Here is an 18,345-nt window from a genome sequence, read left to right on the forward strand (position 1 = left end):
GTTTCGTGGCCGGGCCGTTGTGCAACGCAGCATGCCTAGTGTACCCCAGCTCGCGAAAACGTCCAGGCGCTTTCGAACATTTACGATGCGGATGCAACAGCTGTCTCGGCCGCCGCGCCGTCGACCGCCGGATGTCCCGTTTCCTTCGCCATGTCCTGTTCGTGCCGCATGAGGTTCAGGCCGGTATGCACGAGCGCCACATGCGAGAACGCCTGCGGGAAGTTGCCGACCAGACGCCCCGCAATGGGGTCATATTCCTCGGCGAGCAATCCCACGTCATTGGCGAGCGAAAGCAGGCGCTCGTACATGCGGCGTGCGTCGTCCATGCGGCCTTGCAGGGCCAGGTTGTCGACCATCCAGAAGCTGCACGCGAGGAAGGTGCCTTCCCCCGGCGGCAGTCCGTCGTTGAATTCGGTGGTGCGGTAGCGCATCACAAAACCTTCACACATCAGGTCGCGCTCGATCGCGGCGACCGTGCCCGCGATGCGCGGATCCGCCGCAGGCAGGAAGCCGACCAGCGGCATGAGCAGCAGGCTCGCGTCGAGATCGATGCCGCCGTAGATTTGCGTGAAGGAGTTCAGATCCTTGTTGAAGCTGCGCTCGCAAATGGTCGCGTGGATCGTCGAGCGCAGTTCGCGCCAGTGATCGAGCGGCCCGGGCAGATCGAATTTTTCCGCCGATTTGATCGCGCGGTCGAATGCGACCCACGCCATCACCTTCGAGAACGTGAAGTGCTGGCGGCCGCCGCGCGTTTCCCAGATGCCTTCGTCGGGCGCGGTCCAGATCGTTTCGAGGTGTTCGAGCATCGCGCACTGGATCGACCACGCGGTGTCGTCGGCCTGCAAGCCGCCCACGCGCGCGAGGTGCAATGCGTTCATCACTTCGCCGTACACGTCGAGCTGCAGCTGGCCGACTGCGTTGTTGCCCACGCGTACCGGTTTCGCGCCTTCGTAGCCTGGCAGCCAGTCGAGTTCGAATTCGGGCAGGCGGCGCTCGCCAGCGAGTCCGTACATGATCTGCAGCTGCGAGGGCGAGCCCGCCATCACGCGGCCGAGCCATGCGCGCCATGCGCGCGCCTCGTCGTAGTAGCCGCCGCGCATCATCGCGAGCAGCGTGATCGTCGCGTCGCGCAGCCAGCAGTAGCGGTAGTCCCAGTTGCGCGTGCCGCCCAGCTGTTCGGGCAGCGACGTGGTGGGCGCGGCGACGATGCCGCCGGTGGGCTCGTAGGCCAGTGCCTTGAGCGTGATGAGCGAGCGGCGGATGGGTTCGGCCCAGCGGCCTTCCACGGTGCTGCGCGAAGCCCATTCGGTCCAGAAGTTCTCCGTGCGCGCGAGCGCCGTGAACGGGTCGCGCGGCGGCGGCAGACGCAGGTGCGAGGCCGCATAGGAAAGCGAGAACGGCACGCGTTCGCCTTCTTTCACGTCGAATTGCGCGACCGTGTGCATGTTCTCGCCTTCGAGGTCGACGGGCGTGCGCAGCACGACCGTGTCCGGGCCCACGGTCGCCTTGATGCCGCTCTCGTAGGTGAGACGGCTGACCCACGGCACCGAAAAGCCGTAGTCGAAGCGCAGCACGAGCTGGCTTTCCATGCGCACGGTGCCGCGCCGCCCCACGACGATACGCACGAGTTCGGACCAGCCGTTGCCGGGCGGCATGAAGTCGATGAGCGTCACCGCGCCTTCGGGCGTTTCGAAATCGGTTTCGAGGATCAGCGTGTCGCCGCGATAGCGGCGCGTGGTCTTGATCTCCACTTTCGCGCCCGCTTCGGGCTGCGCGGGCGCGATGAGCCAACGGCCGTTTTCCTCGGTGCCGAGCAGGGCGGCGAAGCAGGCGCCGGAGTCGAAGCGCGGCCAGCAGAGCCAGTCGATGGATCCGGCGCGGGAAACGAGCGCGGCCGTGTGGCCGTCGCCGATCAATGCATAGTCTTCAATGGGTGCGGGCATAGTAAGCAGATTGACAGCGTTGCTCGAAAACGAAAGCCGCGCGCCGCGTGCAGGACAGTGTGCGCGGCATGCACGCACAAGAGTAGTGGCAGCGGGGCTGCCTGCGCAATGCGTTTTGCGCGGCAGCACACGCAAATACTCATCTCGCCGGCGTCAACAAACGCTGGCGAGCGTGACGAGGCGCGTCACAGATGCCCGTTCACGCCGAATAGCCCGATGATCCCGATGATGATCAGATACAGCGCGACGATATAGTTGAGCAGGCGCGGCACGGCAAGAATCAGAATGCCTGCGATGAGCGCGACGAGCGGCCCGATGGCGACGTGAATGTTCATGACGGCTCCCTGGTTGCGGCGGGTTTCGATCCTTTGCGTCGATCCTTTATTGCTGCGATTTTTCACGCCTTTTCCCGCTCGACGTGTTGCTGCGCGCTGGCGGGGCGGGCGTCGGCGACCTCTCTTATACTGGGTCGGTGTCTCATGTATCAGACGAAAGCGAGACGGGCACGGTCAGCGTCAAGACGCGGGCCTACCCGCTTCATTGCATCGACAAGAAAAAGGAGGTCGACATGTTCCTTCGCCGTGCCGTCGCAAACGCCGTGCCCGCGCCCTCCCGTTCAACTCCCCGTGCGCGCGGCCCCGCGCATCTCCTTAACCAGCTGATCAAAGGTGTTGTCATCATGGCTTCCGTCGCCGCGACGCATGCGTTCGCGCAATCCGCTTCCACGTCCGCGCCGGCGGGCGGTGTCTACAACCTGATCGTCGGCACATACACAGGCGGCAAGAGCGAGGGCCTCTACGTCTACCACTTCGATACGCAAACTGGCGACATGCAGCCGGTCAGCGTAGCGAAGACGGTGAATCCGTCGTTTCTCGTGGTGAACAAGGACAACCGTTTCGTCTACGCCGTGAACGAACTGCCCGGCGACAATGGTCCGGCGAGCCTGCGCGGCGACGTGAGCGCGTTCGGGTTCGATGCCGCGAGCGGGCAGCTCACGTTCCTCAACAAGGTCTCGGCGCAGGGCAACGATCCGTGCTACCTGAGCCTTTCGCCGGATGGGCGCTATCTCTTCGTGGCGAACTATTCGGTCGCGGCCGACCCCGGCGGCAGCTTCGCAGTCCTGCCTGTGCAGCAGGACGGCAAGCTCGGCGAGTCCGTGCTGACCGTGCATCACGAAGGCGGCGGTCCCGTGAAGGGGCGTCAGGACAACGCGCACGTGCATTCGACGGTGTTTTCGCCGGATGGCCACTATCTCTTCACGCAGGATCTCGGCACCGACAAGCTCTGGACCTACCTCTACACGCCGGACGGCAGCCGCGGGCTCGTGAGCCCGACCGAGTGGCGCTATACCGATGTGAAGTCAGGCAGCGGTCCGCGGCACCTCGTCTTCGGCAATGACGGCCGTCACGCGTATCTCACGAGCGAGCTGGCCGCGACCGTCACGGTGTTCGCGTATCGCGATGGGCATATGAAGGTGGAGCAGATCGAGAAGCTGGCGGAGCCGGGCTTCAAAGGAACGCAGGGCGCGGCGGCGCTGCATCTTTCGCCGGACGGCAAGTTCCTCTATGTCTCGAATCGCGGCGACGCCAACGACATCTCGATCTTCGCCGTCGACGGCGATAGCGGAAAGTTGAAGCGCGTGGGGCGCCAGTCGAGCCTCGGCAAGTCGCCGCGCGAGTTCGCGATCGATCCGACCGGGCAGTGGCTGATCGTCGGCAACCAGAACAGCGATACCGTCTATGTGTTCCGCCGCGATCAGCAGACCGGTTTGCTCGAGCCGAACCCGAAGCGCGTTGATATCGGCTCGCCGGTCGATTTCAAGTTTGTTGCGCAGTAACGCGCGCCGTAGCGGGTTGAGTTGAATAAAAAAGGCGCGTTTCGCGCCTTTTTTATTCGCTCTGGCCGCCGCCTGGCACGAGCACTTCGCGGCTGCCGTTGATGCCCATCGGCGAGACGAGGCCCGCCGCTTCCATTTGCTCGACCAGACGCGCGGCGCGGTTGTAGCCGATGCGCAATTGCCGCTGCACCGACGAGATCGACGCGCGCCGCGTGCGCACGACGAAGGCCACGGCCTCGTCGTAAAGCGGGTCGGCCTCGGCGTCGGGCGAGTCGCCGAAGAGGTCCTGCGGCGCGCCTTCGGAAGCCGGGCCGTCGAGAATGCCTTCGACGTATTCGGGCTCGCCGAACTGCTTCAGATACTCCACTACGGCGTGCACTTCCTCGTCGGCAACGAACGCGCCGTGCACGCGCTGCGGGTAGCCCGTGCCCGGCGGCAGGAACAGCATGTCGCCCTGACCGAGCAGCGACTCCGCGCCCATCTGGTCGAGAATCGTGCGCGAGTCGATTTTCGACGACACCTGGAACGCCACGCGGGTCGGAATGTTCGCCTTGATGAGACCGGTGATCACATCCACGGAAGGACGCTGCGTCGCGAGGATCAGGTGGATGCCGGCCGCGCGCGCCTTCTGCGCGAGACGCGCGATCAATTCTTCGATCTTCTTGCCCGCGACCATCATGAGGTCGGCGAGTTCGTCGATCACGACCACGATCATCGGCAGCGGCGAAAGCGGCTCGGGCGCCTCCGGCGTGAGCGAGAACGGGTTGCCGATCTTCTTTTCCTGCGCCTCGGCATCGCGGATCTTCTGGTTGAAGCCCGCGAGATTGCGCACGCCCACCGCCGACATCAGCCGGTAGCGTTTCTCCATCTCGCCCACGCACCAGTTAAGCGCGTTGGCGGCGAGCTTCATGTCGGTGACGACCGGCGCGAGCAGATGCGGAATGCCTTCGTACACGGAAAGCTCGAGCATCTTCGGGTCGATCATGATGAGCCGCACGTCCTCGGGCGTCGCCTTGTAGAGGAGCGAGAGGATCATCGCGTTGATCGCCACCGACTTGCCCGAACCGGTCGTGCCGGCCACGAGCATGTGCGGCGCCTTGGCGAGGTCCGTGACGATCGGATGGCCGACAATGTCCTTGCCCATCGCGATCGTGAGCTTCGATTGCGAGCGATGGTACGGCGCCGATTCGAGGATCTCGGAGAGGCGGATCATCTGGCGGCGCGCGTTCGGCAATTCGAGGCCCATGCAGGTCTTGCCGGGGATCGTTTCGACCACGCGGATCGACGTGAGGCCGAGGCCGCGCGAGAGGTCCTTCATGAGGCCGACGATCTGGCTGCCGCGCACGCCGAGCGCGGGCTCCACCTCGAAGCGCGTGATCACGGGGCCCGCCGACGCGCCAACCACCGTCACGGGGACCTTGAACTCCTGGAGACGCTGCTCGATGAGCTGGCTCGTTTCGGCGAGCTTCTGCTCGGAGACAGGCTCGGCTTCGGACGACGCGCGCTCGAGCAGTTCGAGCCCCGGCAGTTCGACCGCCGATGCGCTAAGCGGCTCGAACGCGAAGGCCGTGGGCGCGTGGCCGCGCACGGCGGGGCGCTGGACTACGGGTTCGGGGGCCTCGACGGCTTCGGGTGCTTCGATGACTTCGGGTTCGGAGTCGAAGCCGACGCTCGCAGCGCTGGGTTCGGTCGCGATGGCGGGGTAGGGTGCCGCGATCGGCGTGCTCACCGGCGCTGCGGGATGCGACGGGTTCGACGTGAACGTGGCTTCGGCCGGTGCAGGACGGTTTTCCGGCAGCGGTTCGGCGACCCACGGCGGCGTTGCAACGGGTGCCGGCGTTTGCTGCTCTGGAGGCAGGGGCGTCGCGTCGAAAGCCGGTGCCTGGGTTGCCGGCGCATCCATTGCCGGCAAGGCTTCAATTGCCGCGTTCGCAATCTCAGGCGCTTCATCGAAAGACGCAGTGGGCTGATCGACGATGCGCGCAATAGGGGCGAAAGTCTCGCTCGCCCTTTGTTCCATCGCCGACGAAGGCGCTGCGTCGAACGGCGTTGCGGGAGCGGCATGCGCGACCGTGGGTGCGACATGGGCGGGCGTCGCGCGCGCGGACGTTTCGAACGCGCTGCCGTAAGTGCCGTAGGCCGATTCGTCGCGGATCGCCTCTGATGCCGTATCCACAAACCCGGTGCGAGTGCTTACGTCAAGCGGTTGCTCGTTAATCGGCGTTGCGTGATGCACAGGCGCCGGGGCGGTCCCCGGTTGTGCCTCGCGAGCGAAGCGGGGGAAGTGCACGATGTTCGACTCGGCCGATGTGTCGTGCGCATCCTGCGCTTCGGCTGGAGCGGGTTGCGCGCTCCCTGCAACCGGTGTTTGCGTTGCTGCTGGCGCTGGCGCAATCGGAGGAACCGCCACCGCAGGCGCGGGCGCCTGGTCCTGCACCGGCGCAGGCGTGAACGTGTAGAACGGCTCGGCGGCGTGGCTCTCCGTGGGCGCGGCGGCCGACGGTTCGTCGTCGAGCAGGATCCACGGCATGCCGTGATCCAGCGTGGGCCAGGACGACGGCGTTGTGGCGTCCGACGCCGCAGCTTGCACCGGGTCGACGCGCGTCGCCGCGCTCAATGCGCCTTGCGTGGATTCGTCCACATGCGTATGCACCGGTTGCCACGAAGTTGGCTCAGCCGCGTAGCCGGTGCTAACCGGCTTCGGCTCGGACACCATGGGGCGGTGAGTCTCGGCGGGGGAGGGGGCTGCTTGCGCAGCGGGCGTCCAGCCTGTGGACGTGTCTTGCGGTTGCAGTGTGGCGCGCACGTCCTCGAACGATCGCAGGCCCAGGTTTGGCGCGACGTATTCTCCGTCTGGCTGCGTGACCGGAGCGAACGTCGTTTCCGGCGATTCGTCCGAAGGCGTCACCGGCGCCGCCGTCTTCGATATGTCTGGCGGTGCGATCGGGAATTGCGCGTGCGCTTCCGCTTCGGCCGCGAGCGGGCCCGCTTCGTCGAGGGTGCGCCGTGCGAGGCTCGCGCCGGCAAGAGTCGTCCAGCGTGCCGCGTTCTCTTCGATCGATCGCAACGTCTCGAGCACGCTCATCGACAGCGGCGCTTCCGCCTGCGACGCGCCGGTGGACGCTGGGCGCGAGTAGGCTGGCGTAGCGGGCGTGGTGTCGACCAGTTGCGAGCCGAACGGCGCAGTGCGCGGCGTGGCCATGGGCGGGCGCGGGTTCACGCGCGCGGGCTGCCCCTGCCACACGTACGGGCGCGGCGGCTTCGCGACGCGCGGCGGTGCGGCGGCCGCGGCACGCGCGGCCGTGCTGCCCGCCGCCGGCGGCGGCGCCGTGCGGCGTGGCGTGACGGGCTGTGCGAATGGTGAAGTCAACGGATCGAGCGGTGCCGGCGGCGAGCCGAACGCGGCACTGCGCGCGGCGGCCGCAGCGGCGGCGGCACCCGCCGCGAGCGGCGCACCGTGCACCGCGGCCGAAGCCGTGCGCGCGGCCGCCATCGCGGTGCTCATCGCAGGCCGGGCAGGGCCGGGCTCAGGGCGCCACGGCGCATTGGGTTGAGCGGGGATGCCCGGCGCGGCCGCCATATCTGAGACAGTGCCTGCGCCACGCGCCGGCTGGCGGCGCGGGTCGCCGAGCGGCGCGCCCTGGTGCAACGGCGTACGCGCAGGCTCCATCGGTGCACGCGGCGCAGCGACAGGGGGCGTTTGTACCGGTGCACGCGTGCCGCGCAGCCAGTCGGCTGCAGCGGTCGGCTCGGTACGTGCCCATGCCGCGGCGGGATCGGCGGGACCGCGAAAGCCTGGTTCGGCATGCCGCGGCGCGCCGTCCGCAAAAGCGTCCTGTGCAGCGGGAGCGGTCGACGCTGCGCCCGCTCCCGCGGCCATCGCGCCGGCTGTGCGCGGGTTATTGCGACCTTCGCGACCCTCGCGTGCAGGCGGGCGCCAGATCGTCGGCCGCTTGCGTCGCGTGCCGTCGTCGGGCATCGGCGGGTTGACGGTGGCGGCGCTATGGGTGGGAAGTCCCTCTTCGGCTGCGACGCGGCGGCTGCGGCGTTCGCGGCGCGGGCTCTCGTCGGTCTCGCGCGCGGCGCGAATGTTCAGGCCGAGCCCGAGCGAGATGTCGGCCCAGGCGAGGAATTCGCGCCAATGGAAGTCGAGCAGCCACGGCAAGCTCACGATGAGGAGCGCCAACATGGCGAGCGGCGCGGCCACGTGGCCGATGAGCTTGCCGAGCCCGCCCGCAAGCGCATGGCCGAGCGCATCGAAACCGGCGATGTCGAGCAGCGTCGCCTCGAGCGCGCAGCTTGCGACGAGCACGCCAACGAAGCCGAGCCACAGCCGGATCGTGCCCGGGCCGCGCAGACCCGCGCCGCCGGGCAGCACGGACTTGACGAGACGCCAGATCAGAGGGATGAACCAGACGGCCGAAACGCCGAACCAGCCAGGAACTACCGTGTGCATGCCGAAGATGTACGTAGAGAAGGTGTGAGACGTGTGGAGTGTAACCGCTCGGCCCCTGCGCTCCGCCATCCAGTTGAGCGCAGTGTTGCGCTCAGCCCGGCGGTCGTTGCGCGCCCGACACGCCAAAGACCCTGCGCGCGCTGTTTTGGTTCGCGCGCAACAAAAAAAGAGCCGCGCCGGGCAAGGGCGCGGCGGTTCATGCGGGCAGCCTCACTGCGCCGGTTTGGTGTCGGAGGCGGCGCCGGGCGTGTCGCCGGCCTTGGGCTCGCCGCCTTGCTCGGCGAACGTCAGACGGTCGCCGTTTTCGAGTACAAGAAAGAGCGATCGCGGAGGGCGCATCTGCACGCCCGAGCGCGCGATATGCGAGAGCGCTTCCAGATAAGCCCCCTCGATCTCGCCGCCCGCGCCGATGCAGGCCATGCGCGTGCCGCCGAGCTGGCTGAACGAGAGCAGGCCGCTCTTCAGCGCATAGGCGCCGAAATAGCGGTTGCAGCCCGAGAAGCCGCTTGCGCGGCGCTGGCCGCTCTCGGTCGAGAGGTCGAGCGTGATGGGGCGGGCGTCCGGGTTTTCGGTGTTGCCGGCGTCGGCGTTCGGGCCCGGCACGGCGCGCAGCGTGCCGTCGGCGCGCTTCCACTCCGTGAGCTGCCAGTGCGTGTTGTCGAGCAGCTGGGTCGTGGCGGGGTTGAAAGGATCGGGCAGCGGCGCGGAGGCGTCCGTGTGCACCGGCAGCTTGCACGCGCACACGAGCAGGGCCGCAGCGAGCATCGCCGTGCGCGAGGCCAGCTTTCGCGCGAATACGCCTTGGGCCGCGCGCAGGCGCTGGCGCGAATTCACGCGCGGACTCTGGCTCGGCGTCTGGCTTTGCGTCTGGCTCGACGTGTGGCTGATAGGCATCGCATCGTTCCTCGTAATCGGCGAAGGCGTAAGCGTAACGCACCGCGTTGCAGCATGCGAGCGCAAACGTGCGCGCAAGGCGCTTGAATACGGCGGTCGCGGGCTTGCCAAAGCGCCTCGCCGCGGCAATGCCGCGTGTTAACATCGGCCCTCTTACGCATTTGCGCCATACCGCCATTCTGGAGACATCATGCAAACCCGCCCCCGCATCGGCACGCCGCTTTCCGCTTCCGCCACCCGTGTCATGCTGCTCGGCGCGGGCGAGCTTGGCAAGGAAGTGATCATCGCGCTGCAACGTCTCGGCGTTGAGGTGATCGCCGTCGACCGCTACGAAAACGCGCCGGGCCATCAAGTCGCGCATCGTGCGCACGTGATCGACATGGCCGATCCCAAGGCGCTGCGCGCGCTGATCGACGCCGAGCGCCCGCATCTCGTCGTGCCCGAAATCGAAGCGATCGCCACCGACGCGCTCGCCGCCGTCGAATCCGAAGGTGTCGCCGAGGTGATCCCGACCGCGCGCGCCGCGCAGCTCACGATGAACCGTGAGGGCATCCGTCGCCTCGCCGCCGAGGAACTCGGCCTCGCCACCTCGCCCTACGCGTTTGCCGATTCGCTCGACGAGCTGAAGGCCGGCGTCGCCAAGGTCGGTTGCCCGTGCGTGGTGAAGCCGGTGATGTCTTCGTCGGGCAAGGGGCAGTCGGTCGTGCGCAGCGACGCCGACGTTGAGCGCGCCTGGGAATACGCGCTCGCGGGCGGGCGCGTGAATCGCGGGCGCGTGATCGTCGAGGGCTTCATCAACTTCGACTATGAAATCACGCAGCTCACCGTCCGCGCGATCGACCCGGCCAGCGGCCAGGTGCAAACGTACTTCTGCGATCCGATCGGCCACCTCCAGGTGGACGGCGATTACGTCGAATCGTGGCAGCCGCAGCCGATGAGCGCGAAGGCGCTCGAGCGCTCGCGCGAGATCTCGCACAAGGTGACCGAGGCGCTGGGCGGCCGAGGCCTGTTTGGCGTGGAATTGTTCGTGCGGGGCGACGAGGTGTGGTTCTCGGAAGTGAGCCCGCGCCCGCACGACACGGGCCTCGTCACGCTCGCGTCGCAGCGCTTCTCCGAGTTCGAACTGCACGCGCGCGCGATTCTCGGTCTGCCCGTCGATACGACGGCGCGCGGTCCGGGCGCATCGGCCGTGATCTACGGCGGCATGGACGCGCGCGGCATCGCTTTTGAAGGTGTCGCCGAGGCGCTGGCTGTGCCGGGCGCCGACCTGCGCCTCTTCGGCAAGCCGGAGAGCTTCGTGAAGCGCCGCATGGGCGTCGCGCTCGCCACGGGCGCCGACACCGACGAGGCCCGCTCGCGCGCCCGCGAAGCGGCCGCGGCGGTGCGTCCGGTGCCGGGCGAAGCCGCGCAGTGAGCGTGCGGCCGGCACGGTGCGTCGGCCACGCGCAAGGCGGCCGTCGCGCGTGCCGGTTATCGTGTGAGCCCACCCTCCGCACGTGAATGCCAGGCGGCGTGGTGCGCGGGAGCAACGCAACACACGGAGAACACGATGATCGATGGTCGAAGCGGCGCAATCCGCGCACTCAGGTCGGGCGGCGCGCTCGCGCTGACAGCATGCGGTCTCACCGCCGCGCTGCACCTGGGCGCGGCGAACGCGGCCCCGCTCGAGGTGCGCGACATCCAGGTGCAATCGCGCCACACGTTCAGCTACACCTGCGCAAACAGCAAGACCTTCAAGGTCACGTATCTCAACGCGGCGAACGGCCAGAGCTTCGCGCTCGTACCCGTGGAAGGCCGCAAGCTTCTTTTCGTCGGCGTGATCGCCGCCTCGGGCGTGAAGTACGTCGCCGACCGCTACACATGGTGGACCAAGGGCCCCGGCGCGGATCTCTACGACGTCACGTCCGACGCGAGTCCGAAGCCGGTGCTCTCGGGTTGCGCGACGATCATGCGCTAACGCCCCACGCACGCTTCACGACACATTCCGCCTCGCGGGAGTAACCTGTCGGCCTGTTCGCGAAGGCCGGCTGCCGTCCGCGCCGCCGGCCACGCTCTTGCCAACGAGGTGGTCGATGAAAGCATCGGATCTGTTCGTGAAGGCGCTCGAAGCAGAAGGCGTCGAGTATGTGTTCGGTATTCCGGGGGAAGAGAACCTCGATCTGCTCGAATCGCTGCGGCGCTCGAAGATTCGTCTGATCGTCACGCGCCACGAGCAGGCCGCGGGCTTCATGGCCGCCACTTACGGCCGGCTGACGGGCCGCACCGGCGTGTGCCTCGCCACGCTCGGCCCAGGCGCCACCAACTTCGTGACCGCCGCCGCCTACGCGCAGCTAGGCGGCATGCCCATGCTGATGGTCACGGGCCAGAAGCCCATCAAGTCGAGCAAGCAGGGCCACTTCCAGATCGTCGACGTGGTGCGCATGATGGAGCCGCTCACCAAGTACGCGCGGCAGATCGTCTCCATCGGCAATATTCCGGCGCTCGTGCGCGAGGCGTTTCGCCAGGCCGAGCAGGAGCGGCCCGGCGCCGTGCATCTCGAACTGCCCGAAGACGTGGCCGACGAAGAGGGCGACGGCAAGCCCATTCCCAAAAGCTTCAGCCGCCGGCCCGTGGCCGAGGAAAAGGCCGTGGCCCACGCCGTCGGGGCGATCTGCAAGGCGCGCCATCCGCTGCTCATGATCGGCGCGGGCGGAAACCGCAAGACCACGCGCAACGTGCTGCGCGAATTCGTCGACGAAACCGGCATCCCGTTTTTCACCACGCAGATGGGCAAGGGCGTGATCGACGAATCGCATCCGCTGTGGCTCGGCAACGCCACGCTCTCGGACGGCGACTTCGTGCACCGCGCGATCGAGCACGCCGACTGCATCATCAACGTCGGCCACGACGTGATCGAAAAGCCGCCGTTTTTCATGCGCAGCGCGGAAGAGAAAACCGTCATTCACGTGAATTTTCTTGGGGCGGAAGTCGACCCCGTGTATTTCCCGCAGATCGAGGTCGTGGGCGACATCGCCAACGCCGTGTGGCAGCTCAAGGAAAGCCTCAAGTCGCGCGAGCACGCATGGGACTTTGCCCGCTTCGAGGAGATCAAGCGCCATTTCGAGGCGCACCTCGCCAAAGGTCAGCACGACGAGCGCTTTCCGCTGTACCCGGTGCGGCTCGTGCACGACGTGTACGACGCGATGCCCGAGGACGGCATCCTGTGCCTCGACAACGGCATGTACAAGATCTGGTTCGCCCGCTACTACCGCGCGCGCGAGCCCAATTCGATCCTGCTCGACAACGCGCTCGCCTCGATGGGCGCGGGGCTGCCCTCGGCCATCGCCACCAAGATCGTGCATCCGCAGCGCAAGGTCGTGGCCGTGTGCGGCGATGGCGGCTTCATGATGAATTCGCAGGAGCTGGAGACGGCGGTGCGCCTGAAGCTCGATCTCGTCGTGCTGCTGCTGCGCGACGACGCGTTCGGCATGATCCGCTGGAAGCAGGAAAACATGAATTTCCCCGACTACGGGATGACGCTGCAGAACCCCGATTTCGTCGACTATGCGCAGAGCTACGGTGCGCATGGCCACCGCGTGGGCTCGGCGGACGAATTCAAGCCGCTCGTCGAGCAGTGTCTCGCCCAACCGGGCGTGCATCTGATCGACGTGCCGATCGATTATTCGGACAACGAGCGCGTGCTCAACCGCGACATCAAGCGCCTGAGCGCGCAGCTTTGACGCTGTATTTACGGAGAACCCGTCATGCTCAAACCGACTTATCCGTACTACCTGGCCAACGAGGCCGTCGCCGCCAACACCGACCTCGAAGTCACCGATAAATACAGCGGCGAAGTCGCCACGCGCGTCGCCCTCGCCGACGCGAAAGCGATCGACCAGGCCATCGCCGCCGCCGAAGCCGCCATGCCCGCCATGCGCGCGTTCCCGCCGTACAAGCGCCAGGCCGTGATCGATCATTGCGTGGCGCGCTTTCGCGAGCGCTTCGACGAGCTGGCGATGGCGCTGTGCATCGAGGCGGGCAAGCCGATCAACGACTCGCGCGGCGAGGCCACGCGTCTCATCGACACGTTCCGCGTCGCCGCCGAAGAGAGTGTGCGCATCGACGGCGAGATCGTGAACCTCGAGATTTCGGCACGCGCGAAGGGCTATCACGGCTACGTGAAGCGCGTGCCGATCGGGCCGTGCTCGTTCATCTCGCCGTTCAACTTCCCGCTCAACCTGGCGGCGCACAAGGTCGCGCCTGCGCTCGCGGCCGGTGTGCCGTTCGTGTTGAAGCCCGCGAGCCGCACGCCGGTGGGCGCGCTCATCATCGGCGAGGTGCTGGCGGAAACGGATCTGCCCAAGGGCGCGTTCTCGATCCTGCCCGCGCACCGCGACGGCGCCGACCTCTTCACGACCGACGAGCGCTTCAAGCTGCTCTCGTTCACGGGCTCGCCCGCGGTGGGCTGGGACCTCAAGAAGAAGGCCGGGAAGAAGAAGGTGGTGCTGGAGCTGGGCGGCAATGCGGCGGCCATTGTCGACGCCGATCAGGGCGGCAAACTCGACTACGTCGTCGATCGCCTCGCGTTCGGCGCGTACTACCAGTCGGGGCAGAGCTGCATCGGCGTGCAGCGCATTCTCGTGCACGCGTCGCTTTACGACTCGCTGCGCGAGAAGCTCATCGCCAAGGTCAAAACGCTGAAGATGGGCGACCCGAAGGACGAAAAAACCTTCGTCGGGCCGATGATCTCCGAGTCCGAATCGAAGCGCCTCGCCGGCTGGATGGAGAGCGCGGTGCTCGCAGGTGCGAAGATCATTGCGGGCGGCAAGGTGGACGGCGCGATGTTCGAGGCCACGCTGCTCGAAGACGTGGGCCGCGACACCGACCTCTATCGCAAGGAGGCGTTCGGGCCGGTCGCGATCCTGGAGCGTTTCGACGACTTCGGCCGTGCGTTGGAGATCGTCAACGACAGCGATTTCGGCCTGCAGGCCGGTGTGTTTACCGACTCGCTCGCCAACGCGCATCGCGCGTGGGACGGCCTCGACGTGGGCGGCGTCGTGGTCAACGATATTCCGTCATTTCGCGTTGATAACATGCCGTACGGCGGCGTGAAGGACTCCGGCCTCGGGCGTGAGGGCGTGCGCTACGCGATCGAGGACATGACCGAGCTGCGGCTGATGGTGATGCGCGAGACGTGGTGAGCAGCGGCCCGACAAAAAGGGTGCGATGCCTGGCCGCATGGCGCACGGGGTGTTCTCGTGCGCCGCGTTGCAGAACGCATGGCCTGCTGCCATAGGGATTTATGCCAAGGTGCTACAATACCGGCCTTTCGGCCCTTTGCGCCTGCTGCAAGGGGCAAGCAGAACGCCGGCTGTACGCTGGTAGCAAGCGGGTAGCAAGCCGCCCCGAGGCTTGCTGGATTGGCTTGAAAAGCCGGTCGAGCCGTTTTGACGAATCCGGTGCGCGCGTCAGTCGATAGACGACGCCGGCGCCGGGACCATCTGGAATCGAGCGAGTCTGGCCGGGTTGAACCCGAGCGAGCGCGGCGACGGAGCCAGCGCCCCGTCCCCGGCAAATTCTCTCGTCGTCCACGGGCCATCCCGGGCCGTTCGTTGCCGGGGGGCCCCTGCGGGCGTGCGTTCCGCCCGTCGCCGCAGGGCCGCCTGACGTATTGTCCGGCGCCTTTGCATCGACCTGCAATGCCCAGCAGTGACCTTTTGAGGCGCTTCCGCGCCTTGCGCGAATAGCGCCTTTATAGCGAAGCCACCATGTCCGACACAGCCGTCACGCCCAGCACTGCGAACTTTGACCAGTTTGGTCTGGCCCCCGAAATTCTCCGGGCCATCAAGGAGCAGGGCTACACGACGCCTACGCCCATCCAGGCGGAGGCGATTCCCGTGGTGCTCACGGGCCGCGACGTGATGGGCGCCGCGCAAACCGGCACGGGCAAGACCGCGAGTTTCTCGCTGCCGATCCTGCAACGCCTCCTGCCGATGGCGAATACGAGCGCTTCGCCCGCACGCCATCCGGTGCGCGCGCTGATTCTCACGCCTACGCGCGAACTGGCCGATCAGGTCGCCAACAACGTGCGCACCTACGCGCAGCACACACCGCTGCGCAGCGCGGTGGTGTTCGGCGGCGTCGACATGAATCCGCAGTCCGACGAGCTGCGCCGCGGCGTGGAAATCCTGATCGCCACGCCTGGCCGCCTGCTCGACCATGTGCAGCAAAAGACCACGAGCCTGGGCCAGGTGCAGATGCTCGTGCTCGACGAAGCCGACCGCATGCTCGACATGGGCTTCCTGCCCGACCTGCAGCGCATCCTGAACCTGCTGCCGAAGGAGCGCCAGACGCTGCTGTTCTCGGCCACGTTCTCTGGCGAGATCAAGAAGCTTGCCGCGACCTATCTGCGCTCGCCGCAGACCATCGAGGTGGCGCGCAGCAATTCCACGGCGACCAACGTCACGCAGGTCGTGTACGAAGTCGCCGAGGGCGACAAGACCGGCGCGGTCGTTCAGCTGATCCGCGACCGCGGCCTCAAACAGGTCATCGTGTTCTGCAACAGCAAGATCGGCGCGAGCCGCCTGGCCCGCCAGATCGAGAAGCAGGGCATCGTGGCCGCGGCAATTCACGGCGACCGCACGCAGAGCGAGCGCATGCAGGCGCTCGACGCCTTCAAGCGCGGCGAAATCGAAGCGCTCGTGGCGACCGACGTGGCCGCGCGCGGCCTCGACATCGCCGAACTGCCCGCCGTCATCAACTTCGACCTGCCTTTCAACGCTGAAGACTACGTGCACCGTATCGGCCGCACGGGCCGCGCGGGTGCCTCGGGTGACGCGCTTTCGCTGTGCAGCCCGAACGAGAAGAAGCAGCTCGCCGATATCGAGAAGCTCATCAAGCGTCCGCTGACCGTGGAGCGCCTCGTGGTCGACGTGCCGGTGCCGCATCACGAAGGGGGCAGCCGCCGCCGCGAGCGCGATGGCCATGAAAGCCGCGAAGGGCGCGGGGAACGTGGCGAGCGCGGTACGCACCGCCGTGCGGCGTCGTTCGACCGCCCGCATCATCATCGTTCGCAGCCCGTCGACGACTTTTTCCTGAAGCCCTACGAGCCCTCGGCGAACGCGCGCAGCAAGGCGGACGACAAGCCCGCGAACGCCGCACCGCAAAAACAGCAGTCGAAGCAGCCGCTCGCGGCGCTGTTGGGCGGTCTTGGCGCGTCGTGGCGCAATAAGCCGACGTCGTCTTCGTCGAGCTGAGTTTGAGCGCGCGAGAAGTTGCGCGGCGCAACGATAAAACGGCATGTCGCCTTCAACGACATGCCGTTTTTGTTTAGGTGGCTGGCAATTGTGCGAGCCGCCGCTGCCACGCATCGATTGCGTCTCGCTGGAACGCTTCGAGCGTCGCCGGCGCGGGATCGTGCAACGCGAGTCCGAGGTGCCGTGCCGCGGCTATCAGCGCTCCCAGCGGACGTGACGCATCGAGCGCTTGCGCTCCGGTCTGCTTCGAGAGCTTTTCCCCTTCCGCGTTCGTCACGACGGGCACGTGAAGGTAGGCGGGCGTTGGCACGCCAAGACACTGCTGAAGCCAGATTTGCCGCGCCGTCGAGTCGAGCAGGTCCGCGCCGCGCACCACGTGCGTGATGCGTTGTTCGGCGTCGTCGACGACAACGGCGAGCTGATAGGCCCATTGGCCGTCCGCGCGCAGGAGCACGAAATCGCCGACTTCGGTCGCGAGGTCTTGTCGCTGCGAACCCTGCCAGCGATCGTCGAAGCGGATCAGCGCGGGGTTTTCGGCACTGGAGGGAACGTCGTCGGGCACGCGCAGGCGCCACGCGCGTGCAGGCTTGCCGTGCAGGCCGTCGCGGCAGGTACCCGGATAGATCAGCGTGGTGTTGCGCTGGTGCGCGCGCAATTGCGAATCGGCGATTTCCTTGCGTGTGCAGCCGCATGGATACACATGACCCGAGGCGATCAGCCGGTCGAGCGCCGCGCGGTACAGATCGATGCGGCGGCTTTGCCATTCGGGCGGTTCGTCCGCGTGAAAGCCGAAGCGTTCGAGCGTCGCGAGGATATCCTCGGCTGCGCCCGGCACCGTGCGCGGGCCGTCGATGTCCTCCACGCGCACGAGCCACGCGCCGCCATGCGCGCGCGCGTCGAGCCAGCTCGCGAGCGCCGAAACGAGCGAGCCAAAATGCAATGGGCCAGTGGGTGAGGGCGCGAAGCGCCCGCGATACCCTTGCGGCGATGCGCTCACGCGCGTCGCTTAAGCGGCCGCCTGGGCCGCCGGCGCTGCTTCCGTCGCGCCGGCTCGCTCCGGATGGCACGCCGGGCAGCTCTTGCCCGCCACGTAGAGCGGCGAAGCCTGCTCTTGCGGCGTGACGACGGCGCGGCACGCGAAGCACTGCACGGTGTCGGTCGGTTCGAGCTGCGGATTGAGTGCCGTGCGCTGGTCGAACACGAAGCAGTCGCCGGTGTAGTGCGCGCCGCCCACTTCCTCGAAGTACTTGAGAATGCCGCCTTCGAGCTGGTAGACGCTTTCGATGCCCACTTCCTTCATGTGGATCGCGGCCTTCTCGCAGCGAATGCCGCCCGTGCAGAACGACACGACGGTCTTGCCTTCGAGGTCCGCGCGGTTCGCCTCGATCACGCCCGGGAATTCGCTGAACTTGTCGATGCGGTAGTCGAGCGCGTTGTCAAAGGTGCCAACGTCGATTTCGAACGCGTTGCGGGTGTCGAGCATGACAACGGGGCGGCCTTCGTCGTCGAAGCCGCGGTCGAGCCATTGCTTGAGCACGACCGGGGCCACGGAAGGCGCGCGGCCTTCTTCGGGGCGGATCGCGGGCTTCTTCATCGTGATGATCTCGCGCTTCAGGCGCACGAGCATGCGGTTGAAGGGCCGCGTTTCGGAGAAGCTCTCCTTGAACCGCAGCGTCGCGAACTTGCCCTCGAAGAGCGGATCATTGTTGATGTAGTCCATGAAGGCGCGCACGTTGCCTTCGTCGCCGGCGACGAACAGGTTGATGCCTTCCGGCGCGAGCAGGATCGTGCCCCGCAAATCGAGCGATTGGCAGCGCTCGAGCACGAGCGGACGCCATTCGGCGGTCTTCTCGAGCGTGGCGAACTGGTAAGCGGAAAGATTGAGGATACGCATGGTGCAACGGATAAGGCGCTATCGAAGCGCGTGAAACTGGAGCCGGGCGCGCGTGCTGTCTTACGTGGTGCAACTGGGCTGCCGGT

12 protein-coding genes are annotated in these 18,345 nt (G+C 66.9%); 6 read left to right on the forward strand and 6 right to left on the reverse strand.

The window, feature by feature from the left end; genetic code table 11:
- Positions 1 to 80: 80 nt before the first annotated feature.
- Together FAZ97_RS04195 and FAZ97_RS04200 are read right to left on the reverse strand one after the other, a co-directional pair.
- Entirely contained in the window at positions 81 to 1,943 is a 1,863-nt protein-coding gene (locus tag FAZ97_RS04195) for a glycoside hydrolase family 15 protein (RefSeq protein ID WP_158757330.1), read from the reverse strand.
- A 185-nt stretch (positions 1,944 to 2,128) separates the two neighbouring features.
- Complete coding sequence (locus FAZ97_RS04200; protein WP_158757331.1) at positions 2,129 to 2,278, reverse strand: DUF3096 domain-containing protein; 150 nt, start codon at positions 2,276 to 2,278, stop codon at positions 2,129 to 2,131.
- Between the two features lie 233 nt (positions 2,279 to 2,511).
- On the opposite strand from FAZ97_RS04200, the gene FAZ97_RS04205 reads away from it, so the two are divergent.
- A complete protein-coding gene (locus tag FAZ97_RS04205; protein ID WP_158757332.1) occupies positions 2,512 to 3,780 on the forward strand; it encodes a lactonase family protein in 1,269 nt (422 codons plus the stop codon).
- Positions 3,781 to 3,832: 52 nt separating this feature from the next.
- Here the strand turns inward: FAZ97_RS04205 and FAZ97_RS04210 are convergent, their stop codons facing one another.
- The gene (locus tag FAZ97_RS04210) at positions 3,833 to 8,236 is read right to left on the reverse strand and encodes an FtsK/SpoIIIE family DNA translocase (protein ID WP_158757333.1); all 4,404 of its coding nucleotides are present in this window, start codon (positions 8,234 to 8,236) and stop codon (positions 3,833 to 3,835) included.
- Positions 8,237 to 8,446: 210 nt separating this feature from the next.
- Positions 8,447 to 9,130: an META domain-containing protein gene (locus FAZ97_RS04215; RefSeq protein WP_158757334.1), complete on the reverse strand. Its 684-nt coding sequence runs from the start codon at positions 9,128 to 9,130 to the stop codon at positions 8,447 to 8,449.
- A gap of 190 nt (positions 9,131 to 9,320) precedes the next feature.
- On the opposite strand from FAZ97_RS04215, the gene purT reads away from it, so the two are divergent.
- The 5 genes from purT (at position 9,321) to FAZ97_RS04240 (ending at position 16,365) form a co-directional block, all read left to right on the forward strand.
- A complete protein-coding gene (gene purT, locus FAZ97_RS04220) occupies positions 9,321 to 10,544 on the forward strand; it encodes a formate-dependent phosphoribosylglycinamide formyltransferase (protein WP_158757335.1) in 1,224 nt (407 codons plus the stop codon).
- 135 nt (positions 10,545 to 10,679) lie between these two features.
- Positions 10,680 to 11,087, forward strand: coding sequence for an MliC family protein (locus FAZ97_RS04225; protein ID WP_158757336.1), 408 nt, complete (start codon positions 10,680 to 10,682; stop codon positions 11,085 to 11,087).
- Between the two features lie 115 nt (positions 11,088 to 11,202).
- Complete coding sequence (locus FAZ97_RS04230; protein ID WP_158757337.1) at positions 11,203 to 12,849, forward strand: acetolactate synthase large subunit; 1,647 nt, start codon at positions 11,203 to 11,205, stop codon at positions 12,847 to 12,849.
- Between the two features lie 24 nt (positions 12,850 to 12,873).
- Positions 12,874 to 14,310 carry an aldehyde dehydrogenase family protein gene (locus tag FAZ97_RS04235; protein ID WP_158757338.1) on the forward strand — a complete coding sequence of 479 codons (1,437 nt, stop codon included), beginning with the start codon at positions 12,874 to 12,876 and terminating at the stop codon, positions 14,308 to 14,310.
- Between the two features lie 567 nt (positions 14,311 to 14,877).
- Complete coding sequence (locus tag FAZ97_RS04240; protein ID WP_158757339.1) at positions 14,878 to 16,365, forward strand: DEAD/DEAH box helicase; 1,488 nt, start codon at positions 14,878 to 14,880, stop codon at positions 16,363 to 16,365.
- Between the two features lie 73 nt (positions 16,366 to 16,438).
- On the opposite strand, the gene gluQRS is transcribed toward FAZ97_RS04240, so the two are convergent.
- Positions 16,439 to 17,362, reverse strand: a complete 924-nt coding sequence (gene gluQRS, locus FAZ97_RS04245; protein WP_158757340.1) for a tRNA glutamyl-Q(34) synthetase GluQRS — start codon at positions 17,360 to 17,362, stop codon at positions 16,439 to 16,441.
- Between the two features lie 9 nt (positions 17,363 to 17,371).
- Complete coding sequence (locus FAZ97_RS04250; protein WP_158757341.1) at positions 17,372 to 18,259, reverse strand: sulfurtransferase; 888 nt, start codon at positions 18,257 to 18,259, stop codon at positions 17,372 to 17,374.
- Positions 18,260 to 18,345 lie beyond the last annotated feature (86 nt).

Source organism: Paraburkholderia acidiphila (assembly GCF_009789655.1).
Classification (GTDB): Bacteria; Pseudomonadota; Gammaproteobacteria; order Burkholderiales; family Burkholderiaceae; genus Paraburkholderia; species Paraburkholderia acidiphila.

Bases quoted from the DNA above. Each gene is read 5' to 3' on its own strand.
- FAZ97_RS04195 (WP_158757330.1), bottom strand. From the start codon at position 1,943: ATGCCCGCACCCATTGAAGACTATGCATTGATCGGCGACGGCCACACG.
- FAZ97_RS04200 (WP_158757331.1), bottom strand. From the start codon at position 2,278: ATGAACATTCACGTCGCCATCGGGCCGCTCGTCGCGCTCATCGCAGGC.
- FAZ97_RS04205 (WP_158757332.1), top strand. From the start codon at position 2,512: ATGTTCCTTCGCCGTGCCGTCGCAAACGCCGTGCCCGCGCCCTCCCGT.
- FAZ97_RS04210 (WP_158757333.1), bottom strand. From the start codon at position 8,236: ATGCACACGGTAGTTCCTGGCTGGTTCGGCGTTTCGGCCGTCTGGTTC.
- FAZ97_RS04215 (WP_158757334.1), bottom strand. From the start codon at position 9,130: ATGCCTATCAGCCACACGTCGAGCCAGACGCAAAGCCAGACGCCGAGC.
- purT (WP_158757335.1), top strand. From the start codon at position 9,321: ATGCAAACCCGCCCCCGCATCGGCACGCCGCTTTCCGCTTCCGCCACC.
- FAZ97_RS04225 (WP_158757336.1), top strand. From the start codon at position 10,680: ATGATCGATGGTCGAAGCGGCGCAATCCGCGCACTCAGGTCGGGCGGC.
- FAZ97_RS04230 (WP_158757337.1), top strand. From the start codon at position 11,203: ATGAAAGCATCGGATCTGTTCGTGAAGGCGCTCGAAGCAGAAGGCGTC.
- FAZ97_RS04235 (WP_158757338.1), top strand. From the start codon at position 12,874: ATGCTCAAACCGACTTATCCGTACTACCTGGCCAACGAGGCCGTCGCC.
- FAZ97_RS04240 (WP_158757339.1), top strand. From the start codon at position 14,878: ATGTCCGACACAGCCGTCACGCCCAGCACTGCGAACTTTGACCAGTTT.
- FAZ97_RS04250 (WP_158757341.1), bottom strand. From the start codon at position 18,259: ATGCGTATCCTCAATCTTTCCGCTTACCAGTTCGCCACGCTCGAGAAG.